Source organism: Fulvivirga sp. M361 (genome assembly GCF_007097395.1).
GTDB lineage: Bacteria > Bacteroidota > Bacteroidia > Cytophagales > Cyclobacteriaceae > Fulvivirga.
This window is the reverse complement of sequence record NZ_VKDC01000027.1, coordinates 51,535-69,130: the sequence shown is the minus strand read 5'-3', so window position 1 is coordinate 69,130 and position 17,596 is coordinate 51,535. Positions and strand designations below refer to the sequence as shown.

Genomic DNA, 17,596 nt, shown 5'->3' with positions numbered 1-17,596 from the left:
CATGTACGCTATGCCTTTTCGGTGAAACCAAATGTTAATTTGATAAATACTACAGAATTACCCGCTTATCCATTCAGAACTGATAAGTTCAAAAAATAATAAGATAACCCATGAAAACACAGACACCTTTATATAGGTCAATTGGTATTAATGGTTGGAGACAGTTGCTATTGATGATGACGTTAGTTTTGGCAATGGTTTCGTGTGAACCAAGACCTAAGGTTAAACCTCAAAACCTACCTGATGACTGGATCATATTAAATTCAACAGAGGCAAGTAAAGCGAATGGCTTTCTCATTTGGGAGTTTGAACTTAAAAAGCCAGGAAGATACAACCTACAAGTATTAAGTAACGGAATAGTAAGCATTCCCTTACCAGAACTGAATGTTAAAATAGAGGGCGTTGAAATAGAAGAACCTCCTAAAACAATCTTTGTACTTGACTCTGCCACTGCACCAAAAACGATTTTTCAGTTCAACAGATTTATAACATTAAAAGAAAAGGGGCCCCAAACAGTAAAGATCACGGCAAATTCTTCTATTGACCAGATAAGAATTATTCCAAGCTATAGGCATAAGCTTGGTTTTGGTTCTGAGAGGTATAAAAAAGAATGGTTGGCCATGCATAACTCAAGGGAGAAACAAGAAACACTTGAGTGGTTCAAAGAGGCCAAATACGGGATGTTCATTCACTGGGGATTGTATTCCCAGACAGGTGGCATGTGGAAAGGAAAGAGAATCAATGACTCGCCTTATCCCGGCCCACGTCCGGCTGAATGGCTGATGCATGCCTTCCGAATTCCGAGGGAAGAATATGCCGAACTGGCCAAAACGTTCAATCCTGACAAATCATTTGCCGCCAATATTGCAAAGCTCGCTAAGGATGCAGGGATGAAATATGTCGTAATCACTTCCAAACATCATGATGGTTTTGCCTTATTTGATTCTAAATCCTCAGAATACGATATGGTAGATGCTACGCCTTATGCGGCAGATGCTATCAAAGAACTCTATGATGCATGTCTTCAGGAAGGGCTTAAATTTGGAGTTTATTATTCACATGGCAATGACTGGTATGACGGATCAGATGGTCGGTATGCACAAGTCAAAGTTAAAAACGATTCGTTGGGGGTGTTGACCCACCCTTTGGGTAAAAATTTATGGGATCCAAGTCCTAACACACATGCAGCGTATGTAGAAGGTAAAGGCTATTCACAGGTCAGCGAGCTTGTGCAAATGATGCCGGAGCTGGCATTGGTATGGTTTGATGGTGAAGGGTACATCACGGAAGAACAGTCATTTGAATTCTATAAAATTATTTATGACCTAAACCCGAGTGTACTTGTTAACAGGCGTATAGGCTTTGACTTTGGCGATTACCTGGATGCAGGTGACAATGTAATTCCTTCCGCTTCCGATAAGCTAACTAAATACTGGGAAACCTGTGGCACGACTAATAATTCATGGGCGTACAAGTCATATGATGACGACTGGAAAAGTACTCCCGAATTGATTTATTACCTAATCGATATTGCTTCCAAGGGAGGGAACTATCTGTTGAACATCGGTCCGGATGGGAAGGGGCACGTACCGGAACCAAGTGCGCAAGGATTACTGGAAGTAGGCGATTGGCTTGAGATCAACGGTGAGGCAATTTATGGCACTACACGCTGGGTTACCCCCAACGAAGGGCAGGATGAAACACAATTGGCAGGCACAGGCCATAGGGCGAAGGTCGGGTTTGCGCGTTCGTTTTCCTCAGATGATTTTTGGTTTACTACTAAAAAAAACAAAGTTTATGTGATTTCACTTGCCGATCCTGAAGAGCGTATTACAGTCAAGTCTTTGATCCCTGAAAACGGAAAAGTTAAAGCGGTGAACCGACTTGGTAGCGCAAAGCCGGTAACCTGGACCCAGGGTGTTAAGGGGTTGAATGTTGAAATGTCAAGCCATGACAAAAGGAGTATGGGATTTGTACTGGAAGTCACTTTAGAAAATGAATCGGACCTTAACTAACGCTATGAATATACTAATGCTCAAAAAAGAAATTAAAATCAGCCTTGTTTGTATGCTAATGATTTTCGCTGGTCGTTCCGTATCTCAATCTAAAGAAGGGGCATCAAAACCCAATATCATCTTCATCCTCGCTGATGACCTGGGCTATGGAGATATTTCAACCTATAATGAAGAGTCTAAAATCAAGACTAAAAACATAGATCAATTGGCCTCTCATGGGGTGAAGTTTACCGATGCACATACCAGTAGTGCCGTATGTACGCCTACCCGATACGGTATTTTAACAGGCCGTTACAATTGGCGGTCCACGCTCAAAAAGCACGTATTATTCGGATATAGCAAAGCGTTGATTCCTGAAAGTAGAAAGACCATTGCTGGTTTTTTAAAAGAGAATGGCTACAAAACAGCAGGGATTGGCAAATGGCACCTGGGTTGGGATTGGAACAATATAGAAGCAGGCAATAGTTTGGTTGACTTCTCCCAAAAAGTAAAAAACGGACCTACTACCAGGGGGTTTGATTATTGGTACGGGTTCAACGGTTCTCTTGATATGGCCCCCTATGTATGGATTGAAAATGACCAACCCACCATGGTGCCAAATAAGTTGACCGAGAATACAGGCCAGGCCATGTGGAGGAAAGGACTTACCTCGGATGATTTTGTGCATGAACAGGTGTTGCCTGATATCACCAAAAAGACAATTGATTTTATCGGAGAAAACGCCAACAAAGAGCAACCATTCTTCCTCTACCTGCCCTTGCCAGCTCCGCACACACCTATTTTACCTACACCTGAGTTTCAGGGAAAAAGCGGCTTAGAGAATCCATACGGAGATTTTGTATTAATGGTAGACGATGTAGTGGGTCAAATTATGGAAGCTCTTGAAATGCAAGGGATAGCTGAAAATACAATGCTGATCTTCACGAGTGACAATGGCTGTTCTAATCAGGCTGATTTTGATCAGTTGGTCACCAAAGGGCATGATCCCAGCTATGTATTTAGAGGGCACAAGGCGGATATTTTCGAAGGTGGACATCGGGTGCCCTTCATCGTCAGATGGCCTGCTGAAGTGCAACCAGGTTCATCAGACCAGCTTCTTTGTACCACTGACTTTTTCGCCACTGTAGCAGATGCTTTGGACCTTAGAGCTTCGGTTACTGATCAGATGGCGGAGGATAGTTACAGCTTTCTTCCAGCTTTGAACCTGCCGTCAGAAGCACCCGTGAGATCAAGCATCGTCCATCACTCTATCAACGGTTCATTCGCCTATCGTACCGGGGATTATAAAACGATTATGTGCCCTGGTTCCGGAGGTTGGAGCTATCCTAGGCCTAATGCACCAGAGATTGCTGATTTACCTAAAATCCAATTATACAACCTGGCCACTGATATCGGAGAAATGGATAATCTGTTCCCCTCACAATCAGGAATCGTAGAAAAACATAAGCAGGAACTCACAAAAATCATCAAAGATGGGCGCAGCACAGCCGGTACGCCACAGAAAAATGATGGGCCGGAGGTTTGGTCTCAGTTATGGTGGTTGATGGAGTAGACGGGTACAGTAAGTGATCAGTTTTTCAGGTCATGGAAATAACTCATGCAAAGGCCTGCATGAGTTATTTTGCCTTCAGGTAAAGCTCAAAAAAGCGTTCCTGTATTATAGTTTTAACATACAACTAACACACTAACGAATGAAATCCTATTTTTTACTTTGTGTAGTAAACGTTGCACTTCTGTTTTCCTGCTTGCCAAAAACTGAACAACAGCAGAAAGCATCACAAGAGAAACCAAATGTCATCATCGTCATTACAGATGATCAAGGCTATGGCGATCTGGGGCATACGGGCAATCCGATCATTCAAACCCCTGCTCTGGACAAGTTTGCGGCAGAAGCTGTCAGCCTGACTAACTACCATGTAGGCACTACTTGTGCGCCAACGCGCGCAGGCCTGTTGACCGGCCGCAATTGCAATAGAAATGGGGTTTGGCATACCATTATGGGAGCCTCTATGCTCAATTATGGGGAGATCACCCTGGCCGATGTCTTTCAGGAAAATGGATATAAGACCGGCATGTTTGGCAAGTGGCATTTGGGCGATAACCACCCTTTCTTGCCGCATGAAAGAGGTTTTGATGAAGCCCTTTACCATGGTGGAGGTGGTGTGGGACAAACTCCTGATTATTGGAATAATGACTATTTTGATGATACCTACTTCAGAAATGGAGTTCCTGAAAAGAAAACAGGCTACTGTACAGATGTTTGGTTTGATGAAGCCATGAAATTCATAACTGACAAAAAAGATGAGCCATTTCTTTGTTACCTAAGCCTTAATGCCCCACATGGCCCTTACAATCTACCTGAAGAATATTATAATAAGTATAAGGATGACGATAGGATCACAGAAGATCAGAAACGATTTTATGGTATGATCACCAACGTAGATGATAATTTCTCAAAGTTACTTGAGAAGTTGGATGCCCTGGACATAGCTGAAAATACCATTGTTATTTTTACTACAGATAATGGTACTGCCCGGGGTTATATAACAGATAAAGAAACAGGCAATGTAACAGGCTATAATGCAGGTATGCGGGGTACAAAGGGTAGCGAATATGACGGTGGTCACCGCGTTCCCATGGTTATTCGCTGGCCAAAAGGAGGTCTGGGTCGGGGTAAAACCTTAACTGATTTAATAGCTCATGTAGATATGTTACCTACCCTTACATCGCTTACCGGACAGGAATTTACACCAATAAAAACCATGGATGGAACAGATATCAGTAGCTACCTTTTAGGAAAAAGTGAAGCGCCAAAGAGGTTATTGGTAACGGACACCCAACGAGTGCCATGGCCGGTGAAGGGCAAAAATAGCTGCGTAATGGAGGGGAACTGGCGCCTGGTCAATGGCACAGAACTTTACAATATTGGTGAAGATCCCGGCCAGCAGACCAATCTGGCAGGACAGCATCCTGAAAGAGTGAGTGAGATGAATGCCTTTTATGAAAGTTGGTGGGCAGATGTGATCCAGGAGACCAAATATTCTGTGATCAACCTGGGTTCAGATTCAATGGATGTGATTACCTGTCATGATGCCCATACCGTAGATTACTACCCTCCATGGAACCAAAAATTGATTAGACAGGGAAATCCGATGAAACCGGCACCGTTTTCCGTGAATTTCGTAACAGCCGGTACCTACCGGTTTCACCTTAGGCGATGGCCGTTAGAAAGTGGTGTTGCACTTGGGGCAGCATTAAAAGATGCCATACCCCAAACCCCTTTTACGGACCGTAGAATAGACGGCCAGGCAATGAAATTTAACAAAGCATATTTGAAGGTTGCCGATAAGGAAATGGCCGTGGAGGTAAATAACGAAGAAGGATCGGCTGTTTTTGAAATAGAACTACTCCAGGGAGAGACGAATCTTCTGACATACTTTGATATGGAAAATGGGGAGCAGAGCAATGCATTTTATGTGTATGTGGAAAAGGTAAACTGAGTGCCTATGAGATCAATATTTACACTAAACATGGTGTTGATCCTAATTAGCTCAATGAATGAGTTTTCCCAAAACCTGATTGTTAATGGAAGCTGTGAACGCGAGGGTACCTGGAAATCGAAAGGAGACCCATTGGAGCATCAATATCAAAATATTCTTGGTGTAGTTCCGGTGGAGGGGGGTGTTATGCCGAGCTGGCAAACGATAAAGGTTATCAATTACTCCGGGAAATTGATTTTATCCGATAACTTTTGTGGTTTCCCTTAAGATCAATTCTGGATTAATGACCACCTTTTCATTCACTACCGCCTCATCATAATTCAGAATTGAAATCATTTTCTGGCCAGCCAAACGGCCCATTTTGGAAGCAACCTGTTTTACCGAAGAAAGTTGTGGCGTCATGTAAGTGGCTACAGGTTCATCAGAAAAACCAAATACAGAAATATCTTCTGGTATTTTCTTGCCCATTTTTGTGAGTACGTTGATGGAATAGTTAGCTACATAATCGTTGAAAACAAAGAGGCCATCAAGGTTGGGGTATTTCTTAATGGTTTTTTTTAAAAACTTGTCAATGGATGAAGGCTCAAACTCATAATAATGAATGAGCGATTCATTTACATCTAAACCGTGTTCAGCTAAGGCATCCATATAACCGTATAAGCGATTATTACTGTTGTTTAGGTTGATACTTCCTGTTATATGAGCAATACATTTGCACTTCGAGTCTATCAGATGCTTGGTGGCATTAAAAGCTGACTGGTGATCGTTAGCTACTACTTTAGGTACAGGCAGGAAATTCGCCACGCGATCGAAGAAAACCAAGGGCACTTCATACTTAATAAGACGTTCATAGTGGTCGAAATTTTTCGTTTGCATGGTAATGGCTGCCAGTACACCATCCACCCTATGCTTCAGGCATGTTTCCACTGCCTCTTTTTCCTTCTCGAATGATTCCTGTGTATTTAAAAGAAGAATAGAGTAGTCTTCTTTTTGAACTGTTTCCAGAATACCTTCAACAATCTTAGAAAAAAAAGAGATAGAAAGGTCAGGCACAATTACACCTATAAGCTGACTCTTTCCCTTGCTTAGCCGGAGTGCCATGGAGTTGGTATGATATCCTAGTTTTTCAGCAAGGTTCTTAACCAACTCCCTTGTTTTTTTACTTATTCTTGGGTTATCACTAAGCGCCCTTGAAACGGTGGAGTGTGATACCCCGAGTTGCCTGGCTATTTCTGTGATAGTAACGTATTTTCCCATCAAACAAAACTATGGTACACACCTGTGCATTGCAAGTTTATGCAAACGTTATTTTAATAGCTGTGGAATAGGACTAAATATGTACCTGAGATGGATAATAAAATGATTGTAGCTGAAGTTTTGAAAGTTGATGCATTGGACAATGTATTGGTGGCGTTAAAGGATTTGGCACCTGGCGAAATTGAGCATGACGGGTTAAAAATAATTCTTTCTTCCAAAGTAAAGCAAAAGCATAAATTTTTGACGCAAGATTTGAATCAGGGAGAGAAGGTTATTATGTATGGGGTGGCAGTGGGTGTAGCCAATGCGAATTTAAAGGCGGGCACCACCATTACCATTGATAACGTCACCCATTTTGCTGATCCTATTTCACTGGAAAATCGAGCAAAATATACCTGGAATCCACCTGATATAAATAAATGGAAAAGCCGGACCTTCAATGGATATCATCGTGAAGGTGGCAAAGTAGGCACAGCCAATTATTGGCTGTTTGTGCCGTTGGTTTTTTGTGAAAACAGAAATTTAAAAATCATAGAAGAAGCTCTTACCAAAGGGCTCGGCTACTACAAGCCTAACAAGTACGAAGCGTACGTAAGAGGAAAAGTATCATCAACTACCCCTGAAACGGCGTTCTATTCAGGGAAAAAGGTTTTTGAAAATATTGATGGCATAAAGTTTTTATATCACCACGGTGGCTGTGGTGGTACCCGAGATGATTCAGAAGCATTATTACGTTTACTGGCAGGGTATGTAAACCATCCTAACGTAGCCGGAGCTACAGTGTTAAGTCTTGGTTGCCAACATGCACAGGAGTCATGGTTTCAGGAAATCCAAAAGGAAATGTATCCTGCATCCAATAAACCAGTGATCTACCTGGAACAACAGAAGGTATTATCAGAAGAGAAATTAATTTCAGAAGCCATCGACCGGACGTTGGAATTGTTAACAACGGTCAATAAAATCGAGCGCAAGCCAGCAAGTCTGGATAAACTGGTAGTAGGGCTGGAGTGCGGAGGATCCGATGGGTTTTCAGGGATTTCTGCTAATCCAGCAGTGGGACATGCCTCTGATCTACTCGTTGCTTTGGGAGGAGCCACAATTTTGAGTGAATTTCCTGAGCTGAATGGAGTAGAGCAAAATATTATCGATAGATGTATGACAAAGGAAGCGGCTGAAAAGTTTGTGAAAATTCAACGGGCCTATGAGGCAAGCGCACAAGCTGTCGGATCCGGTTTTGATATGAACCCTTCACCAGGTAATATCAAAGATGGCCTGATCACAGACGCTATTAAATCGGCTGGTGCTGCCAAAAAAGGAGGTAAGTCACCCGTCACGGATATACTCGATTATACGGAACCTATCACTGAGCCAGGCCTCAATTTACTGTGTACGCCAGGCAATGATGTTGAGTCAACTACAGGGTTGGCAGGTTCTGGCGCTAATATTATCCTGTTTACCACCGGGTTAGGCACTCCCACTGGTAACCCGGTTACACCTGTCATCAAAATATCTTCCAACACCAGTCTCTTTAATAAAATGAATGACATCATTGACCTGGATGCAGGCGCGGTCATAAGTGGGAAAAAAACCATTGAAGAAGTAGGAGAAGAACTACTTGAAAAAATAATAAGTGTGGCAAGTGGAGAAGAAACCAAATCCATGAAACTGCAACAAAACGATTTTATACCCTGGAAAAGGGGAGTGTCTCTTTAAAGTACTTAACTGTGTAGACCATGAAACGAATATTTATTACATTATTTTTTCTCCTTCCTTTTTTTCAAATCGCTGCTCAGAACTATACACCAACGGCAGCTAATCTGGAAGCAAGGAAATGGTTTGAGGATGCAAAATTCGGATTATTCATACATTGGGGGGTATACAGTGTTCTGGGAGATGGGGAATGGGTCATGAACAAGCAGAATATTTCTATAGATGAGTACGAAAAATTGCCCTCCTTTTTCAATCCCGTAGCCTTCGATGCAACCGAATGGGTGAGTATGGCCAAGCGTGCCGGAATGAAATATATCACCATTACAAGCAGGCATCATGATGGGTTTTCGATGTTCGATTCTAAAGTCACTGATTATACCATCATAAACAAAACTCCCTACAAGAAAGATGTTTTAAAGGAACTCTCTCTAGCCTGTGAAAAAGAAGGTATCAAGCTGTTTTTTTACTATTCACTATTGGATTGGCATGATGATAACTATTTTCCCAGAGGAAGGACAGGAAACGGGATCCCGGGGAGGTCATCTTCCGGTGATTGGGATAAATACATTGCTTTCATGAAGGCCCAGCTTACTGAGCTACTGACCAGTTACGGAGAAATTGGTGGGATCTGGTTTGATGGCCACTGGGACAAAAAGACCGCAAATTGGCATTATGATGAAATTTATGAACTGATCCATGATCTACAACCAAATTGCCTGATTGGCAATAATCATCATGAAGGGGTGAAACCAGGTGAAGACTTTCAAATGTTTGAAAAGGATTTACCTGGCCATTCGAAGCACAGTTTCGCTACCAAATCTGAAGATATTGGAGATTTGCCAAAAGAAGTTTGTGAGACCATAAATGGCTCCTGGGGGTTCAACTTAAAGGATAGAAAACACAAAAGTGATAAAGAGCTGATCCAATACCTGGTCAAAGCTGCAGGCTATGGCAGCAATCTTCTTCTCAATGTTGGCCCTATGCCAAACGGGAAAATTCAGCCTGAACACGTAGCAGCCCTTAAGCAGGTTGGAGATTGGATCAAAACGAATGGCAAAACCATTTACGGCACCGAAGCTGGTCCCTTTAAGCCAACAGAACAACTGGCAGCTACTCAAAAAGGAAAGCAACTGTTCATTCACGTGCTTGATGAAAATGCAAATGTGATTTTCATCCCAGGGTTTGATCTGCCCGTCAGGTCAGTTAGATTTTTCAAGACCGGGGCAAAAGCCACAAATCAAATTAATTCATTTGGGATGTTGATTGACATCCCGGAGAATGAAAAAACACCAGTAGATACCATAATAGAAATAACCTTAAAATAATATGTCCAAATTTGATTTAACAGGTAAGAAGGCCGTTGTTACAGGAGGTGGAAGTGGCATAGGTAAGGCTATTGCAATAGCGTTGGCAGGAAATGGTGCCCATGTATCTATTTTGGATATGGATATCGAAAATGCCTCCAAAGTGGTGGATGATATAAAACGTAATGGTGGTAAAGCAGATAGTTTTAAATGCAATGTCTCTGACAACGCAAGTGTAAGGCAAACTTTTATTGAAGCTACCGATAGCAAGGCTATTGATATTTTGATCAATAATGCCGGGATAGCGCATATTGGAAACGTTGGTAATACCAGTGTTGAAGATTTAGACAGAATTTATAATGTCAATGTTAAGGGTGTTTTTAATTGCTTGAAAGAAAGCGTTGAGTTCATGAAAATAAAAGGGGGGGCTATTGTAAATGTATCCTCCATAGCGGCACATGTGGGTATCACTGATCGTTTTGCTTATTCCATGAGCAAAGGGGCCGTGCACGCCATGACGCTCTCCGTAGCCAAAGACTATTTGACTTTTGGCATCCGCTGCAATAGTATTTCCCCAGGCAGGGTTCATACGCCTTTTGTAGATGGATTTTTGAAAAAGAACTATCCCGGAAATGAAGCTGAAATGCTTGAGACTCTTTCAAAAACACAACCTATTGGACGCATGGGGAAACCGGAAGAAATGGGAGCATTGGTCTTATACTTATGTTCTAACGAAGCTTCTTTTATAACGGGTGCTGATTTTACCATTGACGGAGGGTTTATAACATTAAATAACTAATTAGAAATAGCAGGAATGAAATTAATAAGATATGGCGAACCTGGTAAAGAAAAACCAGGAGTAGAGGTAGAAGGTACTCGATATGATGTTAGTCATTTGGTAAGTGATTATGGTGAGGAATTTTTTGCTAATGACGGTATTGAAAAACTTCGAAGCACTTTCGATGCCTCTTCGGCTACTAAAATAGACCGTAACGTTCGCTTAGGTGAACCTGTAAAAAAGCCCGGTAAGATCATTTGTATTGGTTTGAACTATCGAAAGCATGCAGCAGAAAGTGGTATGTCCGAACCTACTGAGCCAGTGGTTTTCTTTAAAGCAACTTCTTCCATTATTGGACCTAATGATATTATTATTATTCCCAAAAACAGTAAAAAGACAGACTGGGAAGTCGAATTAGGGGTAGTAATTGGAAAACGAGCGAATTACATTAAAGAAGAGGAGGCACTGGATTATGTAGCAGGGTATGTGTTACATAATGATGTAAGCGAACGCGAATTTCAAATTGAAAGAGGCGGTCAGTGGGTAAAAGGTAAGAGCTGCGATACATTTGCCCCACTTGGCCCCTATTTAGTCACTAAAGATGAAGTAGCTGACCCGAACAATATGAGGCTGTGGCTTACACTGAACGGTAAAAAAATGCAAGACGGCAGCACCAATGATTTTATTTTTAATGTGCAGTACGTAATTGCTTATTTATCTCAATTCATGAGCCTGATGCCGGGAGACATTATTTCTACAGGTACACCAGAAGGAGTTGGGTTTGGTCAAAGACCTCCTTTTTATCTCAAGGATGGCGATGTGATTGAGTTAGGAATAGACGGGTTAGGTTCTGCTAAACAACACGTAAAAGCATATTCTGAATGAGAATAGATGCCCACCAGCATTTTTGGCAATATCATCCGGAGCGTGATGCCTGGATCACTGAGGATATGCATGTGATCAGGCAGGATTTTATGCCAAATGATTTGAAACCCATACTTGATGAATATGCTATTGATGGGTGTGTGGTAGTGCAGGCAGACCAATCAGAAAAAGAAACAAATTTTTTACTTGACATAGCTGATAACAATAGCTGGGTGAAAGGGGTAGTAGGCTGGATAAACCTATTAGATGAAGGCTTAAAAGAACGGTTAGATTATTATAGAGGGTTCTCACTCCTCAAAGGGGTAAGGCACATTTTGCAAGCTGAACCGGACGGCTTCATGACCAACCCAATATTTATTAAAGGTGTAGAAGAAGTAGGTAAGCTCAATCTTACTTATGATATATTAAGCCGGGAAGATCAGCTTTCTGAGGTACTGGAATTAATTAAAAAACTGCCGGAAATGAAGCTTGTGATAGATCATATCAGTAAACCGGACATTAAAAATCAGTCATTTGATCACTGGGCAGGTTATATGAAGCAAATCAGCACATATGACCATGTTCATGTAAAACTCTCGGGGATGGTAACAGAAACGAATTGGAGTAGCTGGACTGCAACGGAATTCCAGCCCTATGTTGATGTCTGTCTTGAAAATTTCAAACCTGAAAGGTTAATGTTTGGTTCCGATTGGCCAGTCTCATTGTTGGCGGGAACCTATAGCCAGGTGATTAATTCGCTTAAAGAATGCATCGAGGAATTGTCTCCAGCTGAACAAGGCCAGATTATGGGCAAAACAGCTGTTAAATTTTATGAACTGATCTAAAATGGATTTAAAACTTAAAGACAAAGTATTTATAGTAACAGGTGGAGCGAAAGGCATAGGCGAGGCGATTACGCTGGAACTTGTTAAAGAAGGGGCTATTCCGGTGATAGTCGGGAGATCGAATGGAGTGGCCAAACAATTGGCCGCCGGGATCAGAGCGGGAGGCAATCGATGTTTGGTAATTACTATCGAACTGGGGCTGGAAGATGTTTGCAAAAGCATTATCGATAAAACAATAGCCGAATTTGGTCAGATTGATGGTATTGTAAACAATGCCGGGACCAATGACGGGGTCGGATTAATTGAGGGAAGCCCTGAGCAGTTTAAAAATTCCGTGTTGGCCAACCTGACACATTATTATGATTTGGTACACTATGGCATGGAACATTTAAAAGTAACTAAAGGAGCTATTGTCAATATTAGTTCTAAAACAGCACTTACCGGCCAGGGAGGTACTTCTGGTTATGCAGCCAGCAAAGGAGCTCAATTGGCATTGACCAGAGAGTGGGCGGTGGAGCTTGCCCCCCATGGTATCCGGGTCAATGCGGTAGTACCAGCTGAGGTAATGACCCCACAGTACGAAAAGTGGATCAACTCTTTTGATGATTCGGAGCGCAGTCTGGCAGAAATAACGAAACGTATCCCACTAGCCAAACGAATGACTACCAGTGAGGAAATAGCTTCGATGACCCTTTTTCTGCTATCAGATCGCAGTTCTCATACTACGGGTCAATGGGTATTTGTGGATGGAGGGTATGTTCATTTAGATCGAGCTATAACGTAATAAGCTAAATCATGAAAAACATACCAGTTGTTTCAAAGGAAGTTCTACTTCCTTTCATTTTAATAACCTCTCTATTTGCGCTGTGGGGCTTTGCCAATGCAGTCACAGACCCTATGGTGACAGCATTTAAAAAAGTACTCGAACTGGATAACTTTCAGGCGTCACTTGTGCAAATGGCTTTTTATGGTGGATACTTCACGATGGCCTTGCCAGCCGCTCTGTTTATACGAAGGTATTCGTATAAAGTAGGCATTATCATTGGCCTGGTACTCTATGCCTCGGGCGCATTATTGTTCTATCCAGCGGCCATTACCGAGCAGTTTTGGGTATTTCTAATAGGGCTTTATATACTGACTTTTGGTTTGGCGTTTTTGGAAACCACAGCCAACCCCTATATACTTTCTATGGGAACTCAGCTAACCGCAACACAAAGGTTGAACCTGGCACAAGCCTTCAATCCTGTTGGGTTGATAGGAGGCCTGTTGGTGGCGCAGCAGTTTGTGTTGAAAAAATTACAATCTGATGATGTGGATTTTGCATCACTATCTGATTCGGCAAAAGCCACCATTACGCAGGCAGATTTGATGGTCATCAGAAACCCTTATGTGATGTTGGGTTTGGTGGTAATCGGCATCCTCGTGTTGATCGTTATAAACAAAATGCCCGAGAGTAAAGATAAAGATAGCACTCAAAGTACCTGGTCAATTATCAAGAACTTAACTGGTAAAGCGAAATATGCCCAGGGCGTATTGACACAGACCTTTTATGTAGGTGCACAGATTATGTGTTGGACCTACATTTATCAGTATGCGGAAGCCATTGGCATCAATGCTGAAACGGCAGGTAATTATCAATTTACAGCATTTGTTGTTTTCTTTCTTGGCCGCTTTATATGCACCTTCTTATTGAAGTATATCGATTCGGGAAAGCTCCTGATGATTCTCTCAACGCTTGCCATAATGTTTACGTTGGGTACAATATTCATCACAGGCTTTGCCGGACTTTACTGTCTGGTAGCTATTTCTTTTTGTATGTCATTAATGTTTCCGACCATTTATGGTGTTGCCTTAGAAGGTCTGTCAGAAGATGAATCCAAAATTGGAGCAGCCGGCTTAGTGATGGCTATTGTAGGAGGTGCACTGATGCCCACATTGCAGGGTATGATAATGGATATTGGTGGCACTGGCTACGCCGACACACTAATTCTGGGAGTGTCTGAGGTTAATTTCTCTTTTGTGCTTCCATTACTATGTTTCATGTGGATAGCGTGGTATGGTAAGCGTGTTTTTTCTAATCATAGTACTTAAAGAAAATGAGATATTGTTTGACACTTGATTTAAAGAACGATCCGCTACTTATTGCTCGTTATAAACAACACCATAAAAATGTGTGGCCTGAAATTAAGGATAGTATAGTTGAATCAGGCATCTTGAGTATGGAGATTTATAATATTCACACACGCCTGTTTATGATTATTGAGGTGGATGCATCATTTAGTTTTGATAAAAAGAGACTAGCAGATGCAACCAATGAAAAAGTGCAGGAATGGGAACAGATGATGGATACTTATCAGCAACGTTTGCCATTTTCCAGACCCAATGAAAAGTGGCTTTTGATGGATAAGATATTTGAATTATGAGTGAATGGAAATATGACAGCCGCTATCCGGGAATAGATGATCTAAGGAATAAAGCGAAACGTAGAATTCCACGTTTTGCCTTTGAGTATTTGGATGGAGGTTGTAACGAAGACGTGAATCTGGATAGAAATACCAGAGAACTAAGGCAGGTGCAGCTGATTCCGCAATACCTTTTAAAGCATACTCAGTCGGATATGAGAACTGAGCTATTTGGGCATATGTATGATGCACCTTTCGGTATTGCCCCGGTTGGTCTACAAGGACTTATGTGGCCAAAAGCTTCTGAAATATTGGCAAAATCTGCTTTTGATCATAACATTCCGTTTATACTCAGTACGGTTACTACCATGAGTATTGAAGAAGCCAGCGAGATCACTGAAGGAAGGGCCTGGTTTCAATTGTACCATCCGGCCGAAGATAAGTTACGAGATGACATCATTAGAAGAGCCGAAGCAGCGGAATGTCCTGTATTAGTATTACTATGTGATGTGCCTACTTTTGGATTCCGTCCCAGAGATATTAGAAATGGATTGGCCATGCCACCCAAAATGTCACTGTCAAACATCCTGCAAATTATGGGATGTCCGAACTGGGCCTTACGCACATTAATTAGCGGTCAGCCTAATTTTGAAACCCTTAAACCTTATATGCCTAAAGGACTTGACCTTAAGCAGTTAGGGATGTTTATGAACCAAACATTTTCCGGTCGCCTAAACGAGGAAAAAATAGCTCCCATAAGAGACATGTGGAAGGGTAAGATTGTACTAAAAGGTGTAGCCAGTGAAGAAGATGCTGAAAGGGCTGTTAAACTCGGTTTGGATGGAATTATTGTTTCGAATCATGGAGGCAGACAACTTGATGCCGGACAGTCCACCATAAAACCACTTCAATCAATAGCTAAAAAGTATGGAAACCAGATAAAAGTGATGATGGATAGCGGTATCAGATCGGGACCGGATATAGCAAGAACCTTGGCTACCGGAGCAGAATTTACTTTCCTCGGAAGGACGTTTATGTATAGCGTGGCGGCACTTGGCAGTAAGGGGGGTAATCATGCCATTTCTATCCTTAAAACTCAACTTCAGCAGGTGATGGAGCAGGTATGTTGTGAAAAAGTGGGTGATTTTGCGAAGCATTTAGAATAGGGGAAGTGAATAGTATATCAAAAAAACTACCTGGTGCCAGCTACCGTTAAAAATTTCCTCTTCTACCGTTTCCAAGGTTTTGAATCAAAAACCCGGAATTAGTAAAAGTACAGTTCAGGCTGCAAATGTAACGGCTTCCAAACTCAACTATAGACCGAATTTCATAGCTATAAGTTTGAGGCAATATAGGTCAGACTGCAAAATAAATAAATTTGAACAGACTACTGACCCAAACTAAAAAAGGCACTTTAAGAGATTTAGTAATTTATCCAAATCCGAACCAATTACTTCCCGATACAAAATATTTGAGTTAAATGTAACTCGTTGTTAATCAATATGTTGCTTAGGTGGTAGAAACGAATTAGCAACAAAAATCACTGACTATCAGCTAAATAAGGGATAAGTAAAGGAAAAATGAAGGGAGTGGGCATAAAAAAACCGCCTCACAAAGGAAGCGGTTTTTATCGAAAACATCAATCGCTTTACGCAACTGTTACAGAGCCTAAATAAACGCTGTTGGCAACCTTGGAGCCATCTTCTGAGATGAAACCAAGGAAGGCTTCAACATCTTCTCCAGAGTACTCAGAAGGCACTGAAATCGTTTCTGTACCGGCTGATCTGTCTGCACCTGCAGTAGTAAATACTGCCTCATCTCTCGAAGTGTTGATCAGAACAATCAGGGCTTTGTCAGTGGCAAGTGCTGATCCACTGCCTGAATTATCTGTCCAGGTTACTTGCACATCTCCTGCACTTGGAGATGAAGCTGCACCACCTGCTGCTACTGTGAGGTTTCCACGAGTTACCAATGCGCTGGCATAGTCAATCGTGAAACTTGGATAAGCTCCTGTAATTGCATTATTCAGGTTATATGACATAGCAGCGTTGAACTGTGTCATCTTGTTTGCATACAATTTGAAGCCTACTCTCAGGAAGTCAGTCATTGGCTGCAAGAACCTTAGAACTGTTGAGAATTTGGAACGTTGGTCTACCTGACCTTCTGTTCTTGGGTTGGAAACATTGGCAGGCTTGATCCTCATGTAGTCAATGCCTTTCCATGTACCACCTACGACATTTCCGACCTTGCCGGAGAAGCCGCCTAATACACCTTGTGAAATTTTTCCCATTGCTTTTTAAATTTTACGGGGTTAAACAAATACTTGGACTTGACACGGACTTTCCATGGACTTTCCCTATACCATCTAAAATACTACAAGAAATAAGCGAAGATTCATGCTGAGGTGTTGTTGCTTGACTGTGCTTTATTTTGCTTTTGTTGCCCTGTTCTTTTGTCAGGTTACTGCTTTATCCTGAGTATGTTCCTTTCATCAACTGGTGAAAGATTGCTTGCCTTGCAGTCTCGATCATCTTAATAGAGACTTTGATTTTTTCCTCTTGTATTTCCAATAATCTGAGTGCTTGAATCGCCTTATCAAATGCTTGTTGTTTGGTACTGGCTTCTGCTTCACTTTGTCGGATCAGCTTTCTGGTTTCATCAATGGTGACAAATGGAATAACTGAGCCTTTCAGATAGCAATGGAATGATTTTGACCTCCACAATCCAAAACATAGCCAGTACATAAATTCCCTATCCTCATCATTGAGTGTCAGGCAGACAAAGCAATTCGGGCAAGGGTCGTTCAATGGTTTCCCACTGTTCAATCCTTTATTCAGGATAAAGAAGTGGGGTTCTTCGTATCGGGTTTCTGGTCTGTAGGTTTTCAAGCGAAAGGTTTTCATATAGCAAGCCATTAGAAT

The 17,596-nt window shown here is 41.8% G+C and carries 17 protein-coding genes; 14 read left to right on the top strand and 3 right to left on the bottom strand.

Annotated elements, in window-relative coordinates; translation table 11 throughout:
• Positions 1–110 precede the first annotated feature (110 nt).
• The 4 genes from FNH22_RS23435 to FNH22_RS23420 all read left to right on the top strand — a co-directional run bounded on the left by FNH22_RS23435 (position 111) and on the right by FNH22_RS23420 (position 5,782).
• Positions 111–2,015, top strand: a complete 1,905-nt coding sequence (locus tag FNH22_RS23435) for an alpha-L-fucosidase (RefSeq protein WP_143400886.1) — start codon at positions 111–113, stop codon at positions 2,013–2,015.
• Positions 1,996–3,567: an arylsulfatase gene (locus tag FNH22_RS23430; protein ID WP_255518143.1), complete on the top strand. Its 1,572-nt coding sequence runs from the start codon at positions 1,996–1,998 to the stop codon at positions 3,565–3,567. The genes FNH22_RS23435 and FNH22_RS23430 overlap by 20 nt, the downstream gene beginning before the upstream one ends.
• A 139-nt stretch (positions 3,568–3,706) precedes the next feature.
• Positions 3,707–5,515 (top strand): arylsulfatase, encoded by a 1,809-nt coding sequence (locus FNH22_RS23425; protein ID WP_143400885.1) that lies wholly within the window; start codon positions 3,707–3,709, stop codon positions 5,513–5,515.
• Between the two features lie 6 nt (positions 5,516–5,521).
• On the top strand, positions 5,522–5,782 hold the full coding sequence (locus tag FNH22_RS23420) for a hypothetical protein (protein ID WP_143400884.1): 261 nt from the start codon (positions 5,522–5,524) through the stop codon (positions 5,780–5,782).
• Here the strand turns inward: FNH22_RS23420 and FNH22_RS23415 are convergent.
• Complete coding sequence (locus FNH22_RS23415) at positions 5,753–6,772, bottom strand: LacI family DNA-binding transcriptional regulator (protein ID WP_143400883.1); 1,020 nt, start codon at positions 6,770–6,772, stop codon at positions 5,753–5,755. The genes FNH22_RS23420 and FNH22_RS23415 overlap by 30 nt on opposite strands.
• Before the next feature lie 90 nt (positions 6,773–6,862).
• On the opposite strand from FNH22_RS23415, the gene FNH22_RS23410 reads away from it, so the two are divergent.
• Genes FNH22_RS23410 through FNH22_RS32975 form a run of 10 tightly spaced genes read left to right on the top strand, consistent with a single transcriptional unit; the run spans position 6,863 to position 16,079 of the window.
• Entirely contained in the window at positions 6,863–8,485 is a 1,623-nt protein-coding gene (locus tag FNH22_RS23410; protein ID WP_143400882.1) for a UxaA family hydrolase, read from the top strand.
• Between the two features lie 20 nt (positions 8,486–8,505).
• Positions 8,506–9,807: an alpha-L-fucosidase gene (locus FNH22_RS23405; RefSeq protein ID WP_143400881.1), complete on the top strand. Its 1,302-nt coding sequence runs from the start codon at positions 8,506–8,508 to the stop codon at positions 9,805–9,807.
• A gap of 1 nt (position 9,808) precedes the next feature.
• Positions 9,809–10,585, top strand: a complete 777-nt coding sequence (locus tag FNH22_RS23400; RefSeq protein WP_143400880.1) for an SDR family NAD(P)-dependent oxidoreductase — start codon at positions 9,809–9,811, stop codon at positions 10,583–10,585.
• Positions 10,586–10,600: 15 nt separating this feature from the next.
• Positions 10,601–11,449, top strand: coding sequence for a fumarylacetoacetate hydrolase family protein (locus tag FNH22_RS23395; RefSeq protein WP_143400879.1), 849 nt, complete (start codon positions 10,601–10,603; stop codon positions 11,447–11,449).
• On the top strand, positions 11,446–12,273 hold the full coding sequence (locus tag FNH22_RS23390; RefSeq protein ID WP_143400878.1) for an amidohydrolase: 828 nt from the start codon (positions 11,446–11,448) through the stop codon (positions 12,271–12,273). The genes FNH22_RS23395 and FNH22_RS23390 overlap by 4 nt, the downstream gene beginning before the upstream one ends.
• Before the next feature lies 1 nt (position 12,274).
• Positions 12,275–13,057, top strand: a complete 783-nt coding sequence (locus tag FNH22_RS23385; protein WP_143400877.1) for an SDR family oxidoreductase — start codon at positions 12,275–12,277, stop codon at positions 13,055–13,057.
• 11 nt (positions 13,058–13,068) lie between these two features.
• Entirely contained in the window at positions 13,069–14,364 is a 1,296-nt protein-coding gene (gene fucP / locus FNH22_RS23380) for an L-fucose:H+ symporter permease (RefSeq protein ID WP_143400876.1), read from the top strand.
• Between the two features lie 17 nt (positions 14,365–14,381).
• The gene (locus tag FNH22_RS23375; protein WP_370513194.1) at positions 14,382–14,696 is read left to right on the top strand and encodes an L-rhamnose mutarotase; all 315 of its coding nucleotides are present in this window, start codon (positions 14,382–14,384) and stop codon (positions 14,694–14,696) included.
• Positions 14,693–15,841 (top strand): alpha-hydroxy acid oxidase, encoded by a 1,149-nt coding sequence (locus tag FNH22_RS23370; protein ID WP_143400874.1) that lies wholly within the window; start codon positions 14,693–14,695, stop codon positions 15,839–15,841. The genes FNH22_RS23375 and FNH22_RS23370 overlap by 4 nt, the downstream gene beginning before the upstream one ends.
• Before the next feature lie 16 nt (positions 15,842–15,857).
• Positions 15,858–16,079 carry a LacI family DNA-binding transcriptional regulator gene (locus FNH22_RS32975; protein ID WP_143400893.1) on the top strand — a complete coding sequence of 74 codons (222 nt, stop codon included), beginning with the start codon at positions 15,858–15,860 and terminating at the stop codon, positions 16,077–16,079.
• 244 nt (positions 16,080–16,323) lie between these two features.
• Here the strand turns inward: FNH22_RS32975 and FNH22_RS23360 are convergent, their stop codons facing one another.
• On the bottom strand, positions 16,324–16,965 hold the full coding sequence (locus FNH22_RS23360; RefSeq protein ID WP_143400873.1) for a DUF6266 family protein: 642 nt from the start codon (positions 16,963–16,965) through the stop codon (positions 16,324–16,326).
• Positions 16,966–17,143: 178 nt separating this feature from the next.
• A complete protein-coding gene (locus FNH22_RS23355; RefSeq protein ID WP_143400872.1) occupies positions 17,144–17,578 on the bottom strand; it encodes a hypothetical protein in 435 nt (144 codons plus the stop codon).
• Between the last annotated feature and the right edge of the window lie 18 nt (positions 17,579–17,596).